General features: G+C 36.3%; 19 protein-coding genes and 1 pseudogene. 16 read left to right on the forward strand and 4 right to left on the reverse strand.

Translation table 11 applies throughout. The features are described 5' to 3' along the window. Window positions 1-94 precede the first annotated feature (94 nt). The gene (locus AB1K81_RS00660) at window positions 95-1396 is read right to left on the reverse strand and encodes an acetyl-CoA hydrolase/transferase family protein (RefSeq protein ID WP_412974724.1); all 1302 of its coding nucleotides are present in this window, start codon (window positions 1394-1396) and stop codon (window positions 95-97) included. A 214-nt stretch (window positions 1397-1610) separates the two neighbouring features. On the opposite strand from AB1K81_RS00660, the gene AB1K81_RS00665 reads away from it, so the two are divergent. The 6 genes from AB1K81_RS00665 (at window position 1611) to AB1K81_RS00690 (ending at window position 5397) form a co-directional block, all read left to right on the forward strand. After that, window positions 1611-1997: a hypothetical protein gene (locus AB1K81_RS00665; RefSeq protein WP_412974725.1), complete on the forward strand. Its 387-nt coding sequence runs from the start codon at window positions 1611-1613 to the stop codon at window positions 1995-1997. Between the two features lie 8 nt (window positions 1998-2005). After that, the gene (locus AB1K81_RS00670; protein ID WP_412974726.1) at window positions 2006-2932 is read left to right on the forward strand and encodes a hypothetical protein; all 927 of its coding nucleotides are present in this window, start codon (window positions 2006-2008) and stop codon (window positions 2930-2932) included. A gap of 3 nt (window positions 2933-2935) precedes the next feature. After that, entirely contained in the window at window positions 2936-3343 is a 408-nt protein-coding gene (locus tag AB1K81_RS00675; RefSeq protein ID WP_412974727.1) for an NUDIX hydrolase, read from the forward strand. A 58-nt stretch (window positions 3344-3401) separates the two neighbouring features. Then, window positions 3402-3935 (forward strand): ClbS/DfsB family four-helix bundle protein, encoded by a 534-nt coding sequence (locus tag AB1K81_RS00680; protein WP_412976091.1) that lies wholly within the window; start codon window positions 3402-3404, stop codon window positions 3933-3935. Window positions 3936-3987: 52 nt separating this feature from the next. Next, window positions 3988-4467, forward strand: a complete 480-nt coding sequence (locus AB1K81_RS00685; RefSeq protein ID WP_412974728.1) for a GNAT family N-acetyltransferase — start codon at window positions 3988-3990, stop codon at window positions 4465-4467. Window positions 4468-4626: 159 nt separating this feature from the next. Beyond that, window positions 4627-5397 (forward strand): hypothetical protein, encoded by a 771-nt coding sequence (locus AB1K81_RS00690; protein WP_412974729.1) that lies wholly within the window; start codon window positions 4627-4629, stop codon window positions 5395-5397. Between the two features lie 16 nt (window positions 5398-5413). On the opposite strand, the pseudogene AB1K81_RS00695 reads toward AB1K81_RS00690, so the two are convergent. Further along, a pseudogene (locus tag AB1K81_RS00695) lies at window positions 5414-5725 on the reverse strand (M3 family oligoendopeptidase); the annotation flags it as partial. 67 nt (window positions 5726-5792) lie between these two features. Continuing rightward, complete coding sequence (locus AB1K81_RS00700) at window positions 5793-6401, reverse strand: TetR/AcrR family transcriptional regulator (protein WP_412974730.1); 609 nt, start codon at window positions 6399-6401, stop codon at window positions 5793-5795. A gap of 239 nt (window positions 6402-6640) precedes the next feature. Here AB1K81_RS00700 and AB1K81_RS00705 point away from each other — a divergent pair, with 239 nt between their 5' ends. The 5 genes from AB1K81_RS00705 (at window position 6641) to AB1K81_RS00725 (ending at window position 11603) form a co-directional block, all read left to right on the forward strand. After that, the gene (locus AB1K81_RS00705; protein WP_412976092.1) at window positions 6641-7051 is read left to right on the forward strand and encodes a VOC family protein; all 411 of its coding nucleotides are present in this window, start codon (window positions 6641-6643) and stop codon (window positions 7049-7051) included. A 229-nt stretch (window positions 7052-7280) separates the two neighbouring features. After that, window positions 7281-7556 (forward strand): DUF485 domain-containing protein, encoded by a 276-nt coding sequence (locus AB1K81_RS00710; RefSeq protein WP_412974731.1) that lies wholly within the window; start codon window positions 7281-7283, stop codon window positions 7554-7556. Continuing rightward, window positions 7553-9097 carry a solute symporter family protein gene (locus AB1K81_RS00715; protein ID WP_412974732.1) on the forward strand — a complete coding sequence of 515 codons (1545 nt, stop codon included), beginning with the start codon at window positions 7553-7555 and terminating at the stop codon, window positions 9095-9097. The genes AB1K81_RS00710 and AB1K81_RS00715 overlap by 4 nt, the downstream gene beginning before the upstream one ends. Then, window positions 9094-10863 (forward strand): LytS/YhcK type 5TM receptor domain-containing protein, encoded by a 1770-nt coding sequence (locus AB1K81_RS00720; RefSeq protein WP_412974733.1) that lies wholly within the window; start codon window positions 9094-9096, stop codon window positions 10861-10863. The genes AB1K81_RS00715 and AB1K81_RS00720 overlap by 4 nt, the downstream gene beginning before the upstream one ends. Beyond that, window positions 10860-11603, forward strand: a complete 744-nt coding sequence (locus AB1K81_RS00725; RefSeq protein ID WP_412974734.1) for a LytR/AlgR family response regulator transcription factor — start codon at window positions 10860-10862, stop codon at window positions 11601-11603. The genes AB1K81_RS00720 and AB1K81_RS00725 overlap by 4 nt, the downstream gene beginning before the upstream one ends. Before the next feature lie 16 nt (window positions 11604-11619). Here AB1K81_RS00725 and AB1K81_RS00730 read toward each other — a convergent pair whose 3' ends face one another. Next, window positions 11620-12147, reverse strand: a complete 528-nt coding sequence (locus AB1K81_RS00730; protein WP_412974735.1) for a hypothetical protein — start codon at window positions 12145-12147, stop codon at window positions 11620-11622. Between the two features lie 225 nt (window positions 12148-12372). Between AB1K81_RS00730 and AB1K81_RS00735 the strand changes: the two genes are divergently transcribed. The 5 genes from AB1K81_RS00735 (at window position 12373) to licT (ending at window position 15820) form a co-directional block, all read left to right on the forward strand. After that, entirely contained in the window at window positions 12373-12717 is a 345-nt protein-coding gene (locus AB1K81_RS00735; RefSeq protein WP_412974736.1) for a DUF485 domain-containing protein, read from the forward strand. Next, the gene (locus AB1K81_RS00740; RefSeq protein ID WP_412974737.1) at window positions 12717-14246 is read left to right on the forward strand and encodes a solute symporter family protein; all 1530 of its coding nucleotides are present in this window, start codon (window positions 12717-12719) and stop codon (window positions 14244-14246) included. The genes AB1K81_RS00735 and AB1K81_RS00740 overlap by 1 nt, the downstream gene beginning before the upstream one ends. A 210-nt stretch (window positions 14247-14456) precedes the next feature. Then, a complete protein-coding gene (gene sspO, locus AB1K81_RS00745) occupies window positions 14457-14606 on the forward strand; it encodes a small acid-soluble spore protein SspO (RefSeq protein ID WP_412974738.1) in 150 nt (49 codons plus the stop codon). Between the two features lie 12 nt (window positions 14607-14618). Beyond that, window positions 14619-14837: a hypothetical protein gene (locus AB1K81_RS00750; protein WP_412974739.1), complete on the forward strand. Its 219-nt coding sequence runs from the start codon at window positions 14619-14621 to the stop codon at window positions 14835-14837. A gap of 134 nt (window positions 14838-14971) precedes the next feature. Next, on the forward strand, window positions 14972-15820 hold the full coding sequence (gene licT, locus AB1K81_RS00755; RefSeq protein WP_412974740.1) for a BglG family transcription antiterminator LicT: 849 nt from the start codon (window positions 14972-14974) through the stop codon (window positions 15818-15820). Window positions 15821-16024: the final 204 nt, after the last annotated feature.

Below are 16024 nucleotides of genomic sequence, written 5' to 3' on the forward strand. Positions count from 1 at the left end.
TAAAAGCATTAATAAAGGAAAAATATGGAAATTTTTGTGTTGGACGGAAATTAAAAAAGGAGCCTGATAAATATCAAGCTCTCAATTAGTTTAATTAGATTATAAATCCCATTTTCCTTGCTTCAAATGTCAATTCCTCACGAAACTTTGGGTGTGCGATATTAATCAATTCTTTGGTCCGAGCAAAAATGGATTTCCCTTTAAGCTGAGCAATTCCATATTCTGTAACAATAAAATCTACATCGTTTTTAGAAGTAGTTACTACAGAGGCAGGCGTTAGCATTGGTTTAATCCGAGAAATAGTATCATTTTTCGCAGTGGAATAAAGGCAAATAAATCCTTTTCCATTCTTCGCAAATCGTACGCCACTTCCGAAATCAGTTTGTCCACCTGTAGAACTATAGTATTTTCCAGCAACCGTCTCCGAGGCACATTGCCCGTAAAAGTCAATCTCTGTTGTAGCATTAATGGCTACCATATTATCCTCTTGAGCAATTACACGAGGATCGTTAACATGATTAACAGGTAAAATTTCCACTCGTTCATTGTTATTTATAAAGTCATAAAGACGTTGTGTACCATAGACAAAAGTGGCTACAATTTTTTCTTGATGGGTGTTCTTTTTCTTCCCAGTTATGGCACCGGCTGTAGCGAGATCATATACACCATCGGTTAGCATTTCCGTGTGAATTCCTAAATCACGGTGATTCTTTAGTAAACTTATTACCGCATTTGGAACCCCACCAATTCCAACCTGAAGTGTTGAGCCGTTATCAATTCGTTCTGCAACATATTCTGCTATTTGCTGGTCAATTTCACGGATTGGTGCATTGGGTAGCTCATTTAGTGGCTGGTCATGTTGAATGAAACCTTCCACCTGAGAAATATGAATTTTATTTTTACCATGAGTTCGTGGAACATAGTTATTTACTTGAATAACAAATGGTGCCTTTCCAATAAAATGTGCCGTATAATCTCCTGCTGTGCCTAATGAGAAATACCCATCCTCATCGATTGGGGAAGTTTGGCACACAACTACTGGATTTGGGCATAGCTCATCAAGTAGACGAGGCATTTGATGAAAATGATTTGGGACTAAATCACAATTTCCCGTTAAAAATGCTTGTCTAGTATATTTACTTAGAAAATACGAGACGTAACGAATATTAGGAAAATCACCTTGAATAAATTTACGATTTTTCATTTCTAACATTTGGTGGATTTTAAGATTGGTAAAGGCGTCTGGGTGTTCATCAATGATATTTAATATATAGTCAGCCTCGCCGTTCGCCATGGAGACTATGATATGTTGATAGTTCGATAAGATAGTTAAAATATCGGACTTTGTATTTGCTTGTTTATGTAGAGGAGACATAGTTGGCCAATCCTTTCTCATGGTGTGAATTCTAATTGACTACTTATGAAATTATATCAACTGCCAAATGATCGAGCAATCCATTCTTTAAGCGTTTACAATGATTCATGCAACATCTTTTTACAAGTTGGAATAAGGAAACTAAATTTTTTTTAAAATTGATAAAAATTTTTACTAATGGAATGGTAATATAGAAAGGGAAGGAATATATTTCCTATAAAATGGGGGAGTTGCTATGAAAATAGTCATTCGATTAGCTGAAATATTGCTAGGGATAATATTTCTGGGTGCGGGATTAAATGGTTACACTGTATTATTCGGTTTAGATCCCTTTGCCCCAACTAGTCCAGCTGCAATGGCCTTTCTAGGTGATGGATATCTACTAGCATTGGAGAAAGGGGTCGAGATTATTGCGGGTGTATTATTATTAATCCGCAGATTTGTCCCACTAGTACTTGTTGTGTTAGCTAGTATCATAATCAATATTCTTGCATTTCATCTATTTGTAGACCCAGAATTATTAATTTTAGCAGTACTAGTAGTATTATTAGAGGCTCTATTAGCTTGGCATTATCGTGAGAACTTTAAAGGTTTATTAGAAAGTAAACCAGAACCAAAATAGGGGGAAGTATGAGAAAGAAAAAAGGCATTAAATATATAACAGTTTTTGTTATCTCAGCGTTAGGAGTTAGTTTGATTTTGAACATTTATTTGGTAACTAAGGTGGGGGAAATAGGGAAGCAAGTAAACCAGGTAATGTTTGAACAACAATATCTTTCGAGTGAAGTGAGTGGGCAAACGAATCAAATCATGAGTGTTCTTGATGAATTTCAACAGCAACAGAGCTGGCTCGGAACCATTAATATAGAGGCTAGTACCACCACCACAAGTGTTGGTGATGGTGAATTAACTTTTAAATGGCTAGTAAAAGAGTTGGAAGGAGCATCAGATGCGATGCTGAATTATGCTTTTACAGAAGATGACCAATACACGAGCACTCCAGCAACAGAAATAGAACGGGGGATATTTGAGGCGACTATTCCTTTTGAGTCAAGTATAGGTCCGGTCTGGGAACCGACGGAAGTCTATGGTGTAACGAAATACGTCAATGAATTTGACAAAGGACTGAATTTTGAGATAGAGGAAGAACAATACGAAAAAACGGCCTTTAACTATTACATTTCCGTTTTAAAAGAAGACGGATCGTATAAGAATGGTGATATACAAACAGGATACTTACATGACTTTTCTACACAAATGTATGGCTTTGTACAAACCGGTGTTTATTTAGAGGAGAAAGAATTTCGAGTGTATCTAAATCAAGACGTAAAAGAAGGGAATGAAAATTTAATAAAACAAGTATTTCTCTTAAAATATCAACAAGACGAGCTGATTGGTGAGGAAGAATTGGATATGAATGATAGTGGACCAGGGCATAGATCTTTTGAAAAAAATAATATCGAAAATTATGAGGATATGAGGCTTGTGCTAAAGGTTGTTTACCCAAATGGAGAAACATTTGAGAAAGAGATATTAAGTGGGGATAAGGAGAACTAGGATATGACACCACCAAAGCATATTATTTCTGCAGCAGCTATTGTATTAAATGAGAAAGATGAAATTTTATTAATAAAAGGCCCACGTAGAGGATGGGAAATGCCTGGTGGACAGGTGGAAGAAGGTGAATCGTTAAAGGCTGCGGCTATTAGAGAAACGAAAGAGGAATCAGGAATCGATATCGAAATTATCAAGTTCTGCGGAATCTTCCAAAATGTAGAGCGATCTATTTGTAATTCGTTATTTTTAGGAAAAGCCATTGGCGGAGTACCAACTACTAGTCCGGAGAGTTTGGAAGTAGGTTTCTTTCCGATTGAAAAAGCGCTTGATATGGTTACGTTTTTCAACTTCAGAGAGAGAATTGAGTATTGTTTGGATGAGCGTATGCATCCTTTTTATATAGATATTTAGGGGCTTGGATCGTTCTAAAGTAAAAGAAGTAAATATGGTTAAAAAAGGGGAAAAAATCATGACAGAAGTAAATGAAAAACAAAATTTACTAATGGATAGTGATAAATATTTTAAAGCATTACTTGAAATCATTGGTTCGGTACCTAGTAGAAAGAGGACCATTTCAATAGAAACAGATGAAAGAGATAAAAATTTTCGTGATGTCATCATGCATCTTTATGAGTGGCACGCAATGCTTGAGAGATGGTATAGAGAAGGGATGGATGGAGATGTTCCTTCTATGCCTGCGCCAGGGTATAAATGGAGTACGATAAAGCTTTTGAACAAAAAAACATGGGAAAATTACCAGGATATTACATTAAATCAGGCGCTAAAGAAATTAAAGTTAAGCCACGATCGAGTAATGGACCTAATTAAGTCACATAGCAATGAAGAAATCATGACCAAAAAATATTATAAGTGGACGAAAACTAGTAATTTATATAGCTATTTTGCAGCAAACACGTCAAAGCATTATGTTTGGGCAATAAACAAATGTGAGGCAATTGCCGAGTATATACATCATGAAATGAATAAAGAAAAGGTGTTCTAGTAATCTATTAAAATGATTCCAAGATGATATATTAACTACGGAGCTGAAAAAAATGACTATAAAATTAACAAAATTTATTGAGTGTGATTTTGACGATTATTATAAACTAGTTTCCAATGAAAAGGTAATGGCACAAATAACTGAACGTTCGATTCCTCTTGATGAAGCCAGAACGAACTTTCAAAAGTTATTGAATCGTAATAGTAAATATGAGAAATATGGTTCGTATAAAATATTTGATCGTTTTAATCATTTTATTGGTCTTGGCCATTTAACATTGAATGAAACTATAACTACTGAAGCGGAAATTGGGTATATGTTGATGCCGGAATATTGGGGAAAGGGTTTTGGGACAGAAATTGCAAGTAAATTAATAGACATTGCTTATCAGACGGAGTTAGAAGTTCTAAAAGCTATTATCGACCCAGAGAATATTCCTTCTAGAAAAATATTACTAAACAATGGATTCGTATCTGAACAAGTATGTGAAATAGATGGGCTGCCAGGAGAAATACTATGTAAAAGATTATGAGTTACGCTTACTATTTCAATAAACAGCGTAAGAAAAGGAATGGTGGTTTTATAAAGAGGGGAAATCCCATGTATATGTGCGGTATCGATTATTACGATTATACAGATGGATTTGTTTAGTTCTGTTATTTAAATAGATGATAGAAAATAGGTGATATTCATGTTGCATACACCACTTGGTCCGGTTAAATTGTTTGTTAATGATGAAGAAATGGAATACAAAGCGATTAGGTATATTGTAGACAAATACTGTCGAGATGTAGATGGTAGATATTTAATTGAGTATGAATACAAGAATGAATATCAGGCTCAAAAAATTACATGCTGTATCCCTTCCATTGATGTAGAAGGAGACTTTGACGGTGGGGAAAGACTAGAAGCCATTTCCTTTTATAAGGGATTCACTAAGCTAACAATAGGAATTGTGGCATCGTTTGGATTGGAAGAGGAAGAAGGGTATGACTTTACCGGAAATTATATACGTAATGGACTTGAATATGTAACTAATGGTGATACTGCCGATCGCATTTTTCAATTTGGAATTAGTTGGATCGGACCATATACGGAGGATAATGAGTATCAAACTTCGAGTGGTGCGGACCCGTCACTTATGCCGACTAGACCTATAAAAGAAAAAATCCTAAGTGAAGAGGAGCTTCTGATTTGGTACGATATCATAATGGAAATTTCTCAAAAATTAGATTTGAAATTTCCGTATGCAAATATAGCATTGAACTATAATCAACTCCCTATAAAGATTATTGTTCTTATAACCATAGCAAAAGAACTTGTGGATCACAATGAGATTGAAATCATAGTACATGATGTTATTCATAAATATTTATCGAGGAATCTTGTAGTTAATGATGATTATGAGATAATTTATGAAGACCATACGAAGAAAAGTAAGAAAACGAAGCTTGATACATAAGCTTCGTTCCTATTTTTTATATATCAGCAGATGTCAGATTGATAAACTCTCTAACATCCTCCATACATATTGTTAATCCCTTTTCCCAAAACTTTTCGGATGTAGTATCTTCATTCAAGTGTTTCATTACTAATTCCTCAGTTGACATGCTACCTGAGTCCCTAAGAAGTGCCAAATACTCTTTCTCGAAATCTTCCCCTTTTTCTTTAGCTTTTGCATAAATACATAGGGTGAATAGAAACCCAAAAGTATAAGGGAAATTGTAAAACGGTTTTCCAGTTATATAGTAATGTGGAGTCCATAGCCAAGTATGCTCGGAGTAGTTTTCATCATTCTATCATAACTCATCATCAAATAGAATATTTGTTCGTATTTTTAGTAAGAAAAGAGAAGGACTAATCCTCCTCATGTTCCATATTAAAAATTCGTTTACTAATTTCATTAAGAAAGCTCGTCCACTTTTCCTGGAATGCTGGGTCTTCTGGTTCTAATCCAGTTATTAAACGCGTGACATTTCCGTAAAGGAGTGGATAGATGGTAATGCTAGACATCATTAATGTAATGAGTGCAGGATCTAATTCTTTTGGTACAAGTCCCATCTCCTGTTTTGCACGCATATCTTCCACATAGGATTGAAGGACTCGTTTTCTAGTATCTTCTCCATTAGGATTTGGTGGAAGATTTTCTATTGCTTCCCAAGCAGTAAACTTTAAGAAATCCATTAAATGTTCCTGATTAACTTTATAACGAAAGGAAGCAATTTGGGCAGGGTTAGCAGGTAAAATTAAATTAGCAGCAGGTACCCCTGAAATAAAATCTGCTATCGTTTCATTAATCAATTCTTCTTTTCCTTTAAAATAATGGTAGATTAGCTGTTTGTTTACACCAGCTCGTTTTGCAATAGATTCTACTCTAGTTCCGTTAAATCCTTTTTCAAAAAACTCTTCTCTCGCAGCTTCTACTATTTTTTTTCTTGTACGTTCTGCATCACGAATTTTTCCCATAACTGTTTCTCCCTTAGTGGTACTTATATTTATACTAGGTATTTACTAAATTGAAGTCAAATATTATAAACCTTTTTTAAAGTTTAACTTTACAATTATAAAGTTATATTTTATTATATAAAAAGCATAACTTTACACTTGTAAAATTACAGGGAGGTGGATGATTTTTAGGTAATACGGGGTTTAAGAAGAGCTAGTACTTAAAAATTTGCAAAGAATATTTTTAATGAAAAGGAATGATTTGTATGGAATTTAAAGGAATGTTTGTGAATTTACCAGTAAAAGACTTAGATAAAACTGTAGAATTTTTCTCAAAGTTAGGCTTTGAGTTCAATCCTCATTTCACAGATGAAACAGCAACCTGTATGATTATTGGCGAAAATATGTACGCCATGTTGTTAACGGAAGAGAAATTTAAAGGATTTACCAATAAAGAGATTGCTGATAATTCAAATGCCTCTGAAGTTATTACCGCTTTAGCAATTGATTCTAAAGAAAGTGTTGATACTATTGCGAGTAAGGTGAAAGTAGCAGGAGGAACACTTGATTATGAACCAGCTCAAAATGGACCAATGTATGGCACAAGCTTTCATGATCTTGATGGACACCAATGGGAGATATTCTTCATGGATGAAAGTGAAGTTCAATAGTTTAGCGAAGGCTGGATTAAGTTTCAGCCTTCGTTTTTATTATGTTCGGGTGAAAACGTGACAAGTTCGGGTTATATTTTGTAAACTTCGGGCTAAATTTAAGATACTTCGTGTGAAATTCTGTAAACTTCGTGTCTCTACACTTCCAAACAAATGCCTTTACAACCCAAGCCATTTTAGTTATTTTTGAATTATACAAAAATACAGACTTTTAATAAGGGGAATCGGGATGGAAGAACGATTATTGATCTTAATTCGCGAAAAAAAGCGGTTAATTGCCCCGTCTATGATGATAATTTTTTTGTTCTATTTTCTACTTCCGTTATCACTCCTTTTCTTCCCTGAAGTTATGAATCAGCATAGTGTTATTCCTGGGGTGACATGGGCTTGGGTTTATGGATTTTTACAAATTCCGATGACTTGGGTTATGGGATGGATGTACCATGTGAAGGCAAAAAAGTTTGACCAGAAGATAGAAGAAATCATACGGGAGGAGTTGTCGTGAATCTTACGTATTTTTTATTCTTCATTTGTATTATCGTTTGTACATTAATTATTACATATTGGGCGGCGAAACGTAGTAACACGACGAATCGCTTCTATACTGCTGCTGGTAGTTTAACTGGATTTCAAAACGGAATGGCTATTGCAGGGGATTTCATTAGTGCTGCATCCTTTTTAGGGATTGTTGGGATGATTGCGATAAGTGGCTTTGATGGTTTCTTATATTCCATTGGCTTTCTTGTCTCTTATCTTGTGGTGTTGTTTTTAGTAGCAGAGCCTGTTCATCGCCTCGGAAAATATTCATTGGGTGATGTGATTTGTTCACGTTTTCCGAGTAATAAAATACGGCTAATCATGGCTATTGGTGCCTTTATCATTTCAATTCTTTATATGATTCCGCAGCTTGTCGCTTCTGGCTTTTTATTACGTTTGTTATTAAATATTGATTACTCCATTTCCGTTCTTGTAATTGGTGGGTTGATGACGATTTACGTAGTGTTTGGTGGGATGGTCGCAACTTCATGGGTGCAAATCGTGAAGACAGTGGTTCTTATGTCTGGAACGTTTCTTCTATCTCTGATTGTTTTTTCGAATTTCAATTGGGATGTCACAGCTTTAATTGCTAGGGTAAAGGAAGGTACACCACTTGGCGATGATTTTTTTCTTCCGGGGCATCAATTCGATAATCCAATCGAATTCTTCTCGCTTCAACTAGCATTAGTACTTGGTACAGCCGGGTTGCCACATATTTTAATTCGCCTTTTTACAGTAAAAAATACGTTGGAGGTTCGACGTTCGTTAATTAGTTCGACGTGGATTATTGGTATTTTTTATATAATGACCCTAGCCTTAGGTCTTGGTACTGTTGCACTTTTAGGATATCAATCCTTAACTACGACTGATCCGACTGGAAATCTGGCTGCACCACTTTTGGCCCGCGAGGTAGGTGGCGACTTTTTGTTAGCATTTGTATCAGCTATTGCTTTTACGACAATCGTTGCGGTAGTGGCTGGGCTAGTCATTTCGGCAACAACGGCGTTTTCCCATGATATTTTCCATCATATTTGGAAAAAGGGGAAATCTACCGAAAAGGAGCAACTCACCGCTGCACGCTGGACTGCACTCGGAATTGGGCTAGTTTCTACTATATTTGCCTTACAGCTTGAAGCGATTAATGTAACGTTTCTTGTTTCAATGACTTTTGTGGTAGCTGCAGCAAGTAACTTTCCAGTGTTAATTTTAACGATATATTGGAAGCGTTTTACTCAAGTGGGGGCAATAACTGGAATGGTTAGTGGGCTTATCGCCTCATTAGTTTTTGTTCTACTAGGCCCACATATCATGAATCCTGATGGAGGGTGGATCTCAAGAGAGGCAGTTATATCTCTTTATAATCCAGGAGTTATTGCAATTCCAATTGGTTTCTTAGGTGCCTATCTTGGTACTGTATTTTCCAAGAAACATTTGCAAACAGGTGCTGAATTTAGGCAGTTTTACATTAAAGGACAAACTGGTATTCCTCCAAGGAGAGAGAGCTCGTGAAAGATTTAACGATTATGCTATTTGAACGGTTAGGATTATTGCTTGTCATTGCATTTGTGTTAACTCGTACACCGGGATTTAAATCGCTCTTGTATCGGGAATTCAGCTGGAAGATGTCACTTGTTCATGCCGTTGTGTTTGGGATATTTGGGATAGCAAGTACGGTAACAGGGATTTTAATTACAGAACAAGGTGAAATCATCCATACTTTTGTTATTTTGCCAGTAGATACAGGACAGCTTATTGTAAGTTTAAGCCTTGTAGCTATTGTAATTGCTGGACTACTTGGTGGTCCAATTGTTGGGCTAGGTGCAGGATTAATTGCGGGAATTCATTTAATGTTATTAGGAGGAGTAGGATGGCTAGCTAATGGGCTAGTAAATCCGTTGACAGGTATACTTGCTGGAATGACTGCGAGGTTTTTTTCTAATGAGCGGGTAATCTCTCCGTTAAAGGCGTTATTTATTGGAGTATTTCCACCTATTTTGCAAATGCAGCTACTACTTATTATGTATACAAATGGTGATGCAATGGTCGGGATTGTGGACCAAATTGGATTGCCCCTTGTGTTATCGAACAGTATTGCGATTGCTATTTTTACGACAATGATTCGTGTCGTAATGAAGGAGCAGGAGAACGAAGCGGCGATTGCGACGAAGCAGGCGTTAACGATAGCTGAAGAAGCACTCCCCTTTTTGAAAAAGGATTCCAATATGGATGTTGCCAATGGACTTGCTAATTTATTATATGACAGATTGGAACTTGCAGCAGTATCTGTTACAAATAAGCATGAGGTGCTGGCACATAAAGGGTTAGGAGATCAGCATCATAAGGTAGGAGACCCGATTAAAACACCGCTTGCGTTTGAAACGATTGAAACGAAGAAAATGCAGGTAGCGTACTTGAAATCGGATATTCCTTGTGAGGTGGAAAAATGTCCACTTGAGGCAGCAATCATAATTCCAATAACAGAAGCGGATGATGTCACCTATTTAATTACGTTTTATTTTCGAAAGGGGCAGCATATTACACCAGTTGAACTAATGCTTGCAGAAGGACTAGGGCAGTTTATTTCCAATCAGTTGAATGTATTGACTACAGAAAAATTAAAAGCTCATATACGAGATGCGGAACTCCGAAATTTACAAGCACAGATTAATCCACATTTTTTATTTAATACACTACAGTTAATTGCATCATTATTTCGGGAAGAACCAAAAATAGCCCGTCATTTAACACTACAGCTTGCAAGCTACATGCGATTTAACTTAAGACTTGTTTCCAAATCGCTAGTGGAGCTAGAAAAGGAATGTGAGCATGTTCAGGCATATACTGCTATCATTCAGGAACGTTTTAAGAATCGCTTGCAAATTACGATGGAGACACCAGAGGATTTATCTAATATTTACATTCCGCCATCTACTATTCAGCCTTTAGTAGAAAATGCGGTACAACATGGTTTGAAAAATGTAGTAGAGGGAGCAAAGGTAAAAATTAAAATAAGCCGGATAAATGGAGAACTTAATGTTTCGGTTCAGGATAATGGCTGTGGATTTCCAAAGCATATTTTGCCCCTCGTTAGTCATAAACCGTTAGTAGATAACCAAAATGGCGGGACAGGAATATATAATGTGAATCAGCGATTAATCCATTTAATTGGCGAGTCCGCGAGACTACATATTCAGAATTTGCCAAGTGGCGGAAGTGAAGTCAGTTTTTCGATTCCGATTCGAATTCAAATGGGAGAAAAGCAGGTGATGGGATGAGTATTCGTACTATGATTGCCGAGGATGAAATGATGGCAAGAAAAGAATTGCTATATTTATTAAAGGATGAAAAAGATATTATTCTCACACCACATGCCGAAACTGGAGAACAGCTGATTGAGTTATACACAGAGCATAAGCCGGATGTTATTTTCCTTGATGTTGAGATGCCAGGGTTTACTGGAGTAGAGGCTGCGAAATATATTACCGATCAAGCTGGTGAAGATAGTCCGATGTTTGTTTTTACTACTGCTTATGATGAGTATGCGTTAGATGCATTTGAAATTGAGGCAGTGGATTATTTATTAAAGCCTTATGATGAGGGACGATTTAAAAAGACAATGTTGCGTATTCGTAAGAGTTATGCGAGTAAGGTGAAAAAAGGAACACAGGATGGGCAGCCGACAGCCTCGAAACTGTTAGTGGACGATGGAGAAAGAATGGTTGTCGTATCACCTGATTCGATTTATTATGCGGTTCCGAACAATAGACAGCTTGAAATTCATACGGAAGATAAGGTCATTATGAGTCGGATGACGTTACAGGAGTTAGAAGAAAAGCTTTCCGCACATGAGTTTTTCCGTGCACATCGGAGTTATTTGGTGAACTTGAACCATATTTTAGAGATTACACCATGGTTTAACGGTACGAGTAATTTGACATTGAAGGATAAGGCTCGGACAGTTATACCGGTGAGTCGTTCTGCAAGTAAAAGTATTTTGAAGACATTTCGGGTTTAAGTTGGGTGATTCCACGTTACTTTTTATACAGTAAAAGATTCTCATTAGAAAATCCTTCGTAAGTTATATTGCCTGTTAGGGGAGTTTCACTATAGACGTAGTGTAGCTCCTTTTTCCCTTTTTTAATAACATTGAAATTAAAAAAATTGTTACTTTCATCATGTGCTTTAAAATAATCTATCTCTTTTTGCGGGTTTGTAATAAGAATGAGATCAATTTGATTATTATTTTTGAATGTAAAGGTTTCATTTTTCGTGATAATCGTGTCCACATTTGAAATGAAAACTTCATCAGTGATAGTCCACCCCCAGAAACGGTCGGAAAGGGCATAGAGATGAAATCCATCTGCTAATTCTATAATACCTAATGATTTATTCTTATCAATATTTAAAACAAGTGGTGGTGCACCAGCTTCGTCTTTTAAGGCATCGGAAGGAGTTGGATTGATGATGTATCCTTCCAAGACAATTATAATGAAAACGGCGGATAAGATGGTAAATAAAAGAACTTGTATTTGATTGCTGTATTGACTAATGAATTTCATTATAAACCTTCTTTCCGTATTCTGTTATTCCTTTATTATAAGGTACATGTCCTTGTGATGCACATGATTTCAGAAAATAAAAACCATTCTTAACCATTAATCATACGATTAAAACCATTCATTCCAAATTATCTACCGTTTACGCAGACTTTATATTTTGAATGTCCAAAATAATTATAATACTAGTAAGCGCTTACAATAAAAAGTGTATGGGAGGATGATTTTATGGCTGAACCGAAACTTAATGAGGAGAAGAATAGCTCCATAGATTATGAAAAAGTGGCAAGCAGTCCTCAATTTAAACAGTTCATGCAGAACAAAAAGAAGTTTATACTGCCGTTGACTATCTTTTTCTTAGTGTTTTACTTCTTACTACCTATCTCCACTTCTTATGGTACGTTTTTAAACACACCGGCTATTGGAGATATTACATGGGCTTGGATATTTGCGGTTGCTCAATTTGTCATGACTTGGGTGATCTGTACGATTTATGTGAAAAAGGCTACTTCCTTTGATAAAGAAGCCAATGAAATTATTGCGAATCAGATTAAAAAAGGAGGTAAGGCGTAATGGATCCGGTAGTTGTAATACTTTTTTTAGCTATTGTTGCACTGACACTTTATATTACGTATTATGCGGCCAAACGAACTAAGTCTGCAGGGGATTTTTATACAGCTGGTGGAGGTCTTACAGGATGGCAGAACGGTCTTGCTATTGCAGGGGACTATTTATCTGCAGCCTCTTTCCTTGGAATTGCTGGGGCTATTGCATTAAATGGATTTGACGGATTTTTCTATAGTATCGGATTTTTGATTGCATATTTAGTGGTGTTACTATTAGTTGCAGAACCACTTCGTAATTTAGGGAAATACACACTAGCTGATATGATTAATTCACGGTTTGATGCGAAAAAGGTAAGAGGAGTTGCTGCACTTAGCACGATTACGATTGTGCTATTCTACATGATTGCACAGCTTGTAGGTGCAGGGGCACTTATTCAACTTTTATTTGATATTCCATATTGGATTGCCGTGTTAATTGTAGGGGTCATGATGACAATCTACGTATTATTCGGTGGTATGATTGCAACAAGCTGGGTGCAAATCACCAAGGCAGTGCTACTAATGGCTGGTATGGTAATTATTTCGTTTATCGTTTTAATGAAATTTAACTTTAATATTGGTGCCATGTTTACCGAAGTGAAGACAGCAACAAGTCATGGGGCAGATTATTTAAACCCAGGTATTAAGTATGATGATCCATTAGGGACTATTTCGTTAATGCTTGCTTTGGTACTTGGAACGGCAGGTTTACCACATATTCTCATGCGCTTCTTTACCGTAAAGGACGCAAAAACGGCAAGAAGCTCGGTAATTACGGCTACTTGGACAATCGGAATTTTCTACATCCTCACGTTGTTCCTAGGCTTTGGGGCAGCGATTTATGTTGGAGAAAGCAACATTTTAGCTGCGAACTCTGGTGGTAATATGGCCGCGCCATTACTTGCTGAAGCAATCGGTGGAAATATATTATTCGCTTTCATTTCCGCAGTAGCATTTGCTACAATTCTTGCTGTTGTGGCAGGACTAGTACTATCTGGAGCTTCTGCTTTTGCACATGATATTTATGGGCAAATTATCAAAAAAGGTAATATAACCGAACAGCAACAAGTAAAGGCAGCTCGTTATGCTGCGTTAGGTGTGTCCGTATTATCAATCCTGTTATCACTCGGAGCACAATATTTAAATGTTGCCTTTTTAGTTTCACTAGCGTTCTGTATCGCTGCAAGTGCAAACTTACCAGTTATTCTTTACACCGTTTATTGGAAACGGTTTAACACATCTGGTGCCATATGGTCCGTTGTAGCAGGTTTAGGATCTGCGTTAATTCTAGTATCCATAAGTCCTAGTGTATTCTCACCTGTGGAAGGTGCAGCACTATTTGTTGGAAACCCAATCTTCCCATTAGATAATCCTGCATTAGTCAGTGTTCCATTAGGATTTTTAGGTGGATATCTTGGTACATTGTTCTCGAAAGAATATGATATTAAGCGATATGCTGAGGTGAAGGTAAGGGCTAATACTGGGTATCGTGAGTAAAACGAAAATGGAAAAAAGGAGCAATCGCTTTGTGCGGTTGCTCTTTTAATGAGTATATCCAAAGATATGTTTCTCCAATCCTGATTATTGACGGAAATCCTGAGGAATATGTTAGATCAGCTTCTTTCCATGTTCTGGGACAATGAACCTGTCCCCTTGTCCCACATATTTAGATTTAAAATGAAAATACTATTAGTGGGAGGTGTTCTTATGAGTAAGAAGAAGTTGAGTAGTGGTGGTTTTAGTGATGAGCAGGCTGTGAGAAAGAAGCTCTCAAAGCAGTTTGATCATGAATTTGCGAATGAGCCACTGACACCGAACGAGAAATACAATAATAAAAAGACGAAAAAGCGTCAGTAAAGGGGTTATTGCATGCCACGTCGCGATACTGGAACTGAGACAACTCCGCATTTTGATGGCAGAAGAGAGAGTATTATTAACGACTCGCATGGAACGCAAATAGGTATGACTTCCCAAGTTGGAATGACTACCAATATTAATCGAAATGCACTATCTTCCCTTAATCAAATCAAGGATGAAAAAATGAAACGTTTTGAAGAAATGTTTCGAGGGAAGCAGTTTGATGAATAGGAAAAAGTGCTTGGGTGTTTCACCTGAGCACTTTTTTTAGTAGGTAAGTGGGACTACTTATCATTTGCTTTGACTACTATTTGTGATATATGGTAAATAACAGTTATGAATACCAATAAGGAGTAACTGGATTAATGAAAATTGATAAGATACTAAATAATAACGTGGTAATAACGGAGAACAGTCAGAAACAGGAATTAGTTGTGATGGGGAAAGGTCTTGCTTTTCAAAAAAAGGTCGGGCAATCGATAGATGAATCCAAGGTTGAGAAGACCTTTGTCCTTCAAAATACAGGTATCTCTGAAAAGCTAATGCACTTATTGAAGGATACTTCTGAAAAATATCTCGATATAGCATCTGAAATTCTTAGCTATGCACAGTCAAAGCTTCCATACAAGCTGGATGAATATCTTTACGTTGCACTTACAGACCATATTAGCTTTGCAATTACAAGGTACCGCAATGGGATACATTTAAAGAACTCACTACTTTATGAAATTCGCAAGTACTATAAAGCAGAATTTGAAATTGGTTTAAAGGCAGTCGAGTTTATTGAGGAAGAGACAGGTATTCACTTGGATGAAGACGAAGCTGCATCGATTGCATTACATTTAGTCAATAGTCAAATTTCTGGCGAAAATATGGAACTAGCCGTGAAAGTGACGGATATGGTGAACAACATACTAAATATCGTAAAATATCACTTCCAAATGGATTTAGATGAAAACTCGATTAATTATGAACGCTTCTTAACGCACTTACGATATTTTTCAATCCGGTTTATTCGAAAAGAGAAAATGGAAGATACAGTGGATGATTTTTTACATGACCAAATAAGAGAAAAATATGCTCCTGCATATCAGTGTACGAAGAAGATAACTCTCTATTTAGAAAATAAATTTGATTGGCATTTATCAAAGGATGAAGAAATTTATTTAACCGTACATATTCATCGTGTTACTCATCGACAAAAAAACGGATAATTAGTGAAAGCGGTTAAAAAAATGTTGACTTCAGAAAAACATCATGGTAAAGTCTAATTGTAAATTAATTTACATCAAATTAACTGAATAAAATTATTTAGGAATGTTACCTATTTTGGGCATAACCTGAGCTAATTTGATTATCGCGATATGTTGAATTTCGTGTAATCAAATTGGTTCAGGTTTTTTATTTACCTAAATTAG

Source organism: Ornithinibacillus jepli (assembly GCF_047228935.1).
GTDB lineage: Bacteria > Bacillota > Bacilli > Bacillales > Amphibacillaceae > Ornithinibacillus.

Coding starts and splice junctions, on each gene's coding strand:
- AB1K81_RS00660 (WP_412974724.1), bottom strand. CDS start 1,396: ATGAGAAAGGATTGGCCAACTATGTCTCCTCTACATAAACAAGCAAAT.
- AB1K81_RS00665 (WP_412974725.1), top strand. CDS start 1,611: ATGAAAATAGTCATTCGATTAGCTGAAATATTGCTAGGGATAATATTT.
- AB1K81_RS00670 (WP_412974726.1), top strand. CDS start 2,006: ATGAGAAAGAAAAAAGGCATTAAATATATAACAGTTTTTGTTATCTCA.
- AB1K81_RS00675 (WP_412974727.1), top strand. CDS start 2,936: ATGACACCACCAAAGCATATTATTTCTGCAGCAGCTATTGTATTAAAT.
- AB1K81_RS00680 (WP_412976091.1), top strand. CDS start 3,402: ATGACAGAAGTAAATGAAAAACAAAATTTACTAATGGATAGTGATAAA.
- AB1K81_RS00685 (WP_412974728.1), top strand. CDS start 3,988: ATGACTATAAAATTAACAAAATTTATTGAGTGTGATTTTGACGATTAT.
- AB1K81_RS00690 (WP_412974729.1), top strand. CDS start 4,627: ATGTTGCATACACCACTTGGTCCGGTTAAATTGTTTGTTAATGATGAA.
- AB1K81_RS00700 (WP_412974730.1), bottom strand. CDS start 6,401: ATGGGAAAAATTCGTGATGCAGAACGTACAAGAAAAAAAATAGTAGAA.
- AB1K81_RS00710 (WP_412974731.1), top strand. CDS start 7,281: ATGGAAGAACGATTATTGATCTTAATTCGCGAAAAAAAGCGGTTAATT.
- AB1K81_RS00725 (WP_412974734.1), top strand. CDS start 10,860: ATGAGTATTCGTACTATGATTGCCGAGGATGAAATGATGGCAAGAAAA.
- AB1K81_RS00730 (WP_412974735.1), bottom strand. CDS start 12,147: ATGAAATTCATTAGTCAATACAGCAATCAAATACAAGTTCTTTTATTT.
- AB1K81_RS00735 (WP_412974736.1), top strand. CDS start 12,373: ATGGCTGAACCGAAACTTAATGAGGAGAAGAATAGCTCCATAGATTAT.
- AB1K81_RS00740 (WP_412974737.1), top strand. CDS start 12,717: ATGGATCCGGTAGTTGTAATACTTTTTTTAGCTATTGTTGCACTGACA.
- sspO (WP_412974738.1), top strand. CDS start 14,457: ATGAGTAAGAAGAAGTTGAGTAGTGGTGGTTTTAGTGATGAGCAGGCT.
- AB1K81_RS00750 (WP_412974739.1), top strand. CDS start 14,619: ATGCCACGTCGCGATACTGGAACTGAGACAACTCCGCATTTTGATGGC.
- licT (WP_412974740.1), top strand. CDS start 14,972: ATGAAAATTGATAAGATACTAAATAATAACGTGGTAATAACGGAGAAC.